This window comes from Arthrobacter sp. AOP36-C1-22 (assembly GCF_052377515.1).
GTDB lineage: Bacteria > Actinomycetota > Actinomycetes > Actinomycetales > Micrococcaceae > Arthrobacter_H.
Genome location: NZ_JBQSWW010000073.1, coordinates 1 through 285 on the forward strand (window position 1 = coordinate 1; position 285 = coordinate 285).

General features: G+C 65.3%; 1 protein-coding gene. It reads left to right on the forward strand.

All coding sequences use genetic code 11. The annotated features are described in order from the left end of the window. Positions 1-18: 18 nt before the first annotated feature. On the forward strand, positions 19-285 hold a 267-nt coding region (locus ACT3S6_RS15925; protein WP_444555782.1), incomplete at its 3' end, for an HNH endonuclease signature motif containing protein.

Genomic DNA, 285 nt, shown 5'->3' on the forward strand with positions numbered 1-285 from the left:
CACTCAGCAGCCCGGTTGATGGTCGCGGCGAAGACCTGGTGGCGGGTGATCACCGATCCCTTGACCGGGGCGGTGGTGAAGTTCGGCCAGAACAGATACCGGCCTACCGCGGCCCAGCGGGCGATCCTGCAATTCAGGGACGGGTCCTGCACCACCCCGGGATGCACCGGGCCCGGTAGGACCTGCGAGATCGATCATACGAGGGAGTGGCAACATGGTGGAGGGACGGATATCGCGAACCTGCGCCTGGGATGCAAGCGGTGTCACCGGTTGAAGTCGCTGGGA